The sequence below is a fragment of the Roseateles puraquae genome, assembly GCF_002205845.1.
Taxonomy (GTDB): Bacteria; Pseudomonadota; Gammaproteobacteria; order Burkholderiales; family Burkholderiaceae_C; genus Pelomonas; species Pelomonas puraquae.
The window spans coordinates 1-6,001 of the sequence record NZ_NISI01000032.1 but is presented as its reverse complement, the minus strand read 5'-3'; the positions used below and the strand labels follow the sequence as shown (position 1 = coordinate 6,001).

Sequence of the window (6,001 nt, the reverse complement as noted above, 5' to 3'; positions counted from 1 at the left end):
TGGGCGTGGTCCCGCGACAGCACTCCAGCGGCGGCAAGCCGACGTTGCTGGGGATGAGCAAGCGCGGAGATGCATACCTGCGCACGATGCTGATTCACGGTGCTCGCTCCGTCATCTACAGGGCGACCCAGAAGGCCGATCCGGACAGCTGGCTGGTCAAGATTACAACGCGCCGCAACAAGAACGTTGCCGCGGTCGCGATGGCGAACAAGACCGCGAGGACCGTCTGGGCGCTACTGGCGCACGGGCGAGAGTTCAAGGCTGGCTACGCCGCGGCGTAGCCAGATATCGCCGACATCGACACGAACAGGAGAACCCCACCGCCGATTGCTCAGGCAACCAGCAAGTTGATGGCACGATAGGTCAGACCGTGGTTGGCACAGCCCGCGCCGGACGAGGCACTTCGAGTGCGTGTATGCGATTGGGCGCCGACCAGCAGAACCCATCAGGGACAGCGAGCTCGCCTCGCACTGAAAGTCCGAATGTACGGGTGCAATCTTTTCTTCGTGCAGCAGTGAACTGGAAGCTTGGCAAACCGGGGGCGTCCATGTACGTCCGGCCAACTCACCTTGAACCGTTGGGCTGAGGCAGCCAGGATGGTGTCCACCAAACCAGTGAACTGACCCCCAGAAGTTGGACAGCCAGTGTGCGTGCCTAGTCGATGATGTGCAATCGGGTTGAGCAACACATCGGGGGACGGCTTTGCAGCGTGAGGAGCCGGTCGGGGCCAACGGGGGCATTCGCGCTATCCGGCAGTAAGCCGACGCTCGACTCGGCCACCAGCTGGGGCATGAGCGGCAGCTATGCGACGTGCAGGTGACCTCGGACGGCGAATCTTTGGGCGCGTCGCGCCGATGACTTCTTCTGTGCAGGGCGAACTGGCGGTACCGACCCGTTGCAGTAGTTCCGAGGTGCGGGGTTGGCCGTCCGAAAGCAGTCATTCGCCCCGACGCCTCAACGTGCGACGCGGACGGCCACAGACTGGCGGCGAAGTTGGCTGTTGCGGATCAGCCCGACGTTGGCGCACCGCGTTGGCATCCGCACAGCAAACAGTTCGCGAGCACTGCAGATGAGCACGAGTGCAACGCCACGGACTACGACCCCCGGGGCGCAGTACTGCCAACCGCTGCTGCGCAAGTAACCAACATAAACTCGCTGCCGTGAGCCTCCCGCCAATTCTCGCCAAGAGCTTTCGTTCGTTCGCCGACCTCGCGGCTGCATACGACGAAGGTGCTGACTACCTCATCACCCGCGTGCCGAGACCTGGCTCCTCCATTGGCATCGTCGCGCCGCACGGCGGCAGCATCGAAGAGCAAACCTCGGAGATTGCAGCCGCCATCGCCGGCGCAGAGTTTTCCTTGTACGTGCTGGAAGGCATCCGCTCAACGCAGAACTATGCGGCGCTGCACCTGACGAGCCACTATTTTGACGAGCCTAGCTGCCTTGAACTGCTGGTGACCTGCGACGATGTCGTCGCAATCCACGGATGCAAGGTCGACGGTGAAGTCGTTCTCGTGGGCGGACTCGACAACGAACTCGCAGCCGAACTCGGCGCGGCGATGATCAAGGCGGGCCTCGTGTGCTACCTCGACGGCCATGAGTTTCCCGGAACCCACCCAAACAACGTCTGCAATCGCGGCCGCCGCGGCGTCGGGGTCCAGTTGGAGCTCAGCGCCGCGTTTCGTAAGTCGTCACCCCACAAGCGAAAGCTCGTAGCCGCGGCAAGGGAAGTGCTACTGCGACGTGCGGCACGTCGGACGGGACCCGGGGCCGCCAAGCTGTCGGTCTGACCTTCTTGCGCTGGTAGCTAGTACCTAGCCCATGGCGTCCAGTTTCAACGACCTGCCAGACCCCTTTTCAAGCCATGGAGAGCTGGCGGGCGACGCCGCGCGGCAGGCGGTTGCCTCTATCCGAGGCATCGTGTATCAGATCTGGTGGTCGATTGATGCTTGGTTGCGGCTGACTTCACCTGACGAAGTCATCTTCCTGGAAGGTGCCGAGGACCTTGACCGAATAGCTTCGGGCGGCGCCATCGCCGGACAGGTCAAGCATGAGGCCGAAAGCCTCTCGCTCAACAACCAACGTTCCCACGAGGCCCTCGAAAACTTCTGGAGGCTCAGCCTGCGGGAGTCGACTCGGCGCGTCGATTACCACTACATCACGACCGCGTCTGCCGCACTCGAGCGAGATGCGCAGTTCGGAGGAGTCGCTGGCCTTGAAGCCTGGCGCATTGCCCAAACCGATGCTGAAATGGCGGCGCAGATTCAGGCCTACCTGACGCTGAAGCTCGCTCTTACCAGTGGCCTGCGGGCGTTCCTCGCCTCGGCCACATCCGAACAGGTTCAGGAACGACTCATCCGCCGAGTTCATTGGTACCTGAACCAGCCCGGCCTCGATGCGGTGAAGCAAAGCGTCGACGACAGGTTGGTGGTCCGGCTCAACCAAGCCAATGTCTCTCTATCGTACGTGGCCGCAGTCAGGGACCGACTTCATGCCTTCGCATGCGACGTGCTCGTGCGGCCAGAGTCTGCCAGCCGCCGTTTGGGCCTTGCCGACCTCCTGCGGGAGATTGACGCGGCGACGACGGAGCATGTCCCGATTCCCGCCCTGCAGTACCAGCAGTTCCAGCGAGCACTTCAAGCCGGCGTCTTTGACCCCGGGGATGCGCTCCTAAGGGTCATGCGACTGCCCCTGCCGCCAGCGCCAGCTCCCCTCCTGAACCGAACATCTCTCATCGAGCACGTTCGTCTGCGAATGGCGGAACGAAAGGCTGTGTTGCTTACCGGCACCATCTACAAGGGCAAGACGACCATCGCCCAACTTGTGGCGAATGCACTTTGTCCGGATGCTTGGTGGTTCCCGGTGGCCTCTCGCAGTGGAGTTGATACTGACAACCTGCTGAGAGCGATAGCAGCCGGCATCGCTGATGAATCTGCTCCTTCGCTTGTCGTAGTCGACAACATTGACCTGTCTCCGAGTGCGCATGCGGCATACGGACAGGCATTGGCGCTGCTGGTCAGCCGTGCCACTCGCGCGGGCCGTGGCTTGCTTCTGACGGCGCGCGGTGAGTCTGGCGAAACCGCGCAGCTCTCGGATTTCGCGGGCATCGAAGCCATTGATGTGCCTGAGCTGTCGGTAGAAGAGGTTCAACAGCATTGTCTGAGCAACGGCTGTCCGGAGGATATGTCACAGGCGTGGGCCGCCTTCATTCGCAGCGCGACGGGGGGCCACCCAAAGCTAGTTCAGGTGCGGATTGCCGAACTCGGGACGAAGGGCTGGCCAGCGCCCACGCCGGCTGATATCACGTTGACCTCGCCAGCTATCGCTACCGCCAAGCAGGTGGCACGCCGGATGCTTAGCGAGACCGTCTCCCCCAAGACAGCAGCGTTTGTGTACACCGCCGCGGAGGCGACCTTCCCGCTGACGCGCCCGATGTTGCTGGGCCTGACTCGAGCTGTCGGAGACATCGACAACGGTGGCGACGTCATTGACTCACTGCAAGGAAAGTGGCTAGAGCAGGCTCTCGTCGGACGCCTCAGTGTGACTCCGATGTTGAAAGGGTCTGCTGCAGAGGTCTGGCCATTGGAACGCAGGCAGCTTGCCCACAGCCACATCTACGACGCAATCGCAGGCGTCAAGAGTCTCGATGTCGCCGATGCGGCGGCGCTCCTGTTCCACGCCTACATCGCGCATGATGCGTCCCGCCTCGCGCACTGCGCTCGCATTCTGGAGACCATCGGCGAGGAAACGATCTCGGCCGCTGTCTTTCAGCAACTGGTTTGGCTGCCGTACGTCTCGTTGTCCGAGGGCCAGCGCTTCTTCGAACCCCAGCCCTTTGTCAGCGCCATGTTGCGCCAACTTCAGTTCTCTGTGGCGAACCAGATTGACTCCGAGTCGCTCCCGACCATCCTGGCCCGTTGGACCGATGAGGTTGGTCAGATTCCGGAGCAGGAACCGCGTGCAGCCCTAGAGGTCATGCGCTGCTCCAAGTTGCTCATCAACAGGAATCCGCGAGTTCCCTTGAGGTCGAAGTTGGCCGCGATTGGCACCCTCAGCAAACTGAAAGGCGAGGCTGCCGATGTGGCTGAGGACTATGGCCGTCGGTTCATAGCCCAGTCGTACGGTGCGCTCGACGGCATCCCCGCAAGCGCGACGAGCGCCCAGTTCTACCTCTCGCTTCAAGCGCCTTCTGTGCGCAGCCTGAAAGACCTGGCGGAAGTCCTCGACTGGCTTGAACTTGATTCCGATGCCGAGGAGAGGCAAGCCTTTGAGGCCGTGCTTCATTGGCCCCTGGTGAACTCTTGTGGAGCCTTCGTGCACGGTGCATGGTCCTCGCGCCATTCCAGCGAGACCGAATGGGCGCCAACGATCGCGCTGCTGTCCCGAGCTGATGCGATTGCACGTCGCTTCGGCCTCGTCCAATTCGGCAGTGAGGTCGCGAAGGCGACGTCAATCGTCCAGGGTGAGCACCTTCACGACCATGCGGCGGCAATGCAGACCCTGGCCGACGCGGCGTCGACGTTCGGAGAGACCCCCACCATCCGCGAACAGCGAGTCAACGCACTCTTCCAAGTCAACGATGACGTCGGCGCCCTTGCAGTCTGGGACTCGCTGATTTCTGAGCCCGAAGCGGCGAAGGCCATAGACGCGTTCGCGTTCCGACGAGCGGGCATCTGTGCCTGGCGCAGGGTTCGTTGGCGCGCTCGCTGCCTTCGAGCGAGCTTTCAACACCATCGCATCGCTTCCCGACCGCCAGCAGGCCATGCAAGGTGATGGCGGCGACACGCCGCCGACCGAGTCAAAGCTGAACATCGAGGGCTGGTTTGCGGTGTTTGCCGCAGGTGCCATTTGCTGCGATGACCCAGTGCAGGCCGTCACCGCGTGGCACGACGAGGCATTGCGCACCTGGGGCGCCGGTAGTCCGGTCGTCACGGCACTTGCCGACATTTCCCGCGGGCTGGCGCTGTCGAATCAGGCTGCCCGCGACGTTGCCAGCCGTCGAGTAGAGCGGTCAATAGGCGAAACATTCGGGGCCGCGCTTGCACTCATGCGTGGACCAGCCCTCGGCCCCGAAGAGACGTTTCGCATCCAGGTTCTCCTGGCGTCGGCTACGGTCTGCTTCTCCGAGGGCTTGGTGCTTCAGATGACGTTCGGCCGACCCGTGGCGCGTCGACTCTCGGCTGCGTGGAAGCGGTTGGCCTCCAGCCCCTTCCTGTTCAGGTCTCCACGGAGTCTTCCCGCACTACTCGAGACGGTTGCTGCAGTTGAGCAGGGCAAGAGTTCCATCCGCGCGCTCCTAACCGCTGCAGCTCAGCCCATCGGAACGGTTGTCGGAGAGGTTGGCACGAGGCTCGAGTAGCCGCCAATGGGCCGACTACCTCCTGCCATGTGCACGTCCTACGTCGGATGCCTGCAGCAGTTCTGAGTCGCCTTGGGTTCAGTTGGCACCCGTACACCTAAGAGCGGACATGAACTGGCGGCCGCTTGTGGCCGGGAGCGTGAACTCGGCCCGGCGCCAGACAGCGGCCGGTCGGTTCCCCGCCGTTCCGGCGCGCGGGCTGGCACGGCGGAGAGTTTGGACACTTCAGATCTCAGTCTGCTCGGAGATTTCGAGGGCGTCATCAACCTCTATGCCGAGGTAACGCACTGTCGACTCCAACTTGGAGTGACCGAGCAGCAGTTGCACGGCGCGCAGGTTCTTGGTGCGGCGGTAGATCAGCGTCGCCTTGGTCCTGCGCATCGAGTGTGTGCCGTAGTCGGCGCGGTCCAGCCCAAGTTCGTCCACCCAGTGCCCGAGGATCCGGGCGTACTGCCGGGTCCCAAGATGAGGTGAATCGTGCAGCCGACTGGGGAACGTCCGGATCGGCCTTCTGGGTCGCCCTGTAGATGACGGAGCGAGCACCGTTAATCAGCATCGTGCGCAGGTATGCATCTCCGCGCTTGCTCATCCCCAGCAACGTCGGCTTGCCGCCGCTGGAGTGCTGTCGCGGGACCACGCCCA

The 6,001-nt window shown here is 62.9% G+C and carries 4 protein-coding genes and 2 pseudogenes; 4 read left to right on the top strand and 2 right to left on the bottom strand.

Translation table 11 applies throughout. The features are described 5' to 3' along the window. The 4 genes from CDO81_RS27335 to CDO81_RS27320 form a co-directional block, all read left to right on the top strand. Positions 1–281 (top strand): transposase (locus CDO81_RS27335; RefSeq protein WP_144397451.1); only part of this gene is annotated, 281 nt, incomplete at its 5' end. 879 nt (positions 282–1,160) lie between these two features. After that, positions 1,161–1,790, top strand: coding sequence for a poly-gamma-glutamate hydrolase family protein (locus tag CDO81_RS27330; protein WP_158218459.1), 630 nt, complete (start codon positions 1,161–1,163; stop codon positions 1,788–1,790). A gap of 31 nt (positions 1,791–1,821) precedes the next feature. Beyond that, positions 1,822–4,773 (top strand): hypothetical protein, encoded by a 2,952-nt coding sequence (locus CDO81_RS27325; RefSeq protein ID WP_088486427.1) that lies wholly within the window; start codon positions 1,822–1,824, stop codon positions 4,771–4,773. Beyond that, positions 4,763–5,359 (top strand): hypothetical protein, encoded by a 597-nt coding sequence (locus tag CDO81_RS27320; protein WP_088486426.1) that lies wholly within the window; start codon positions 4,763–4,765, stop codon positions 5,357–5,359. Before CDO81_RS27325 ends, CDO81_RS27320 begins: the two co-directional genes overlap by 11 nt. A 225-nt stretch (positions 5,360–5,584) precedes the next feature. On the opposite strand, the pseudogene CDO81_RS27315 reads toward CDO81_RS27320, so the two are convergent. After that, a pseudogene (locus CDO81_RS27315) lies at positions 5,585–5,854 on the bottom strand (tyrosine-type recombinase/integrase); the annotation flags it as partial. A gap of 7 nt (positions 5,855–5,861) precedes the next feature. Beyond that, positions 5,862–6,001, bottom strand: a pseudogene (locus tag CDO81_RS27310) (transposase); the annotation flags it as partial.

Excerpts from the sequence above, each read along its gene's own strand:
- CDO81_RS27325 (WP_088486427.1), top strand. The coding sequence starts at position 1,822 with ATGGCGTCCAGTTTCAACGACCTGCCAGACCCCTTTTCAAGCCATGGA.
- CDO81_RS27320 (WP_088486426.1), top strand. The coding sequence starts at position 4,763 with ATGCAAGGTGATGGCGGCGACACGCCGCCGACCGAGTCAAAGCTGAAC.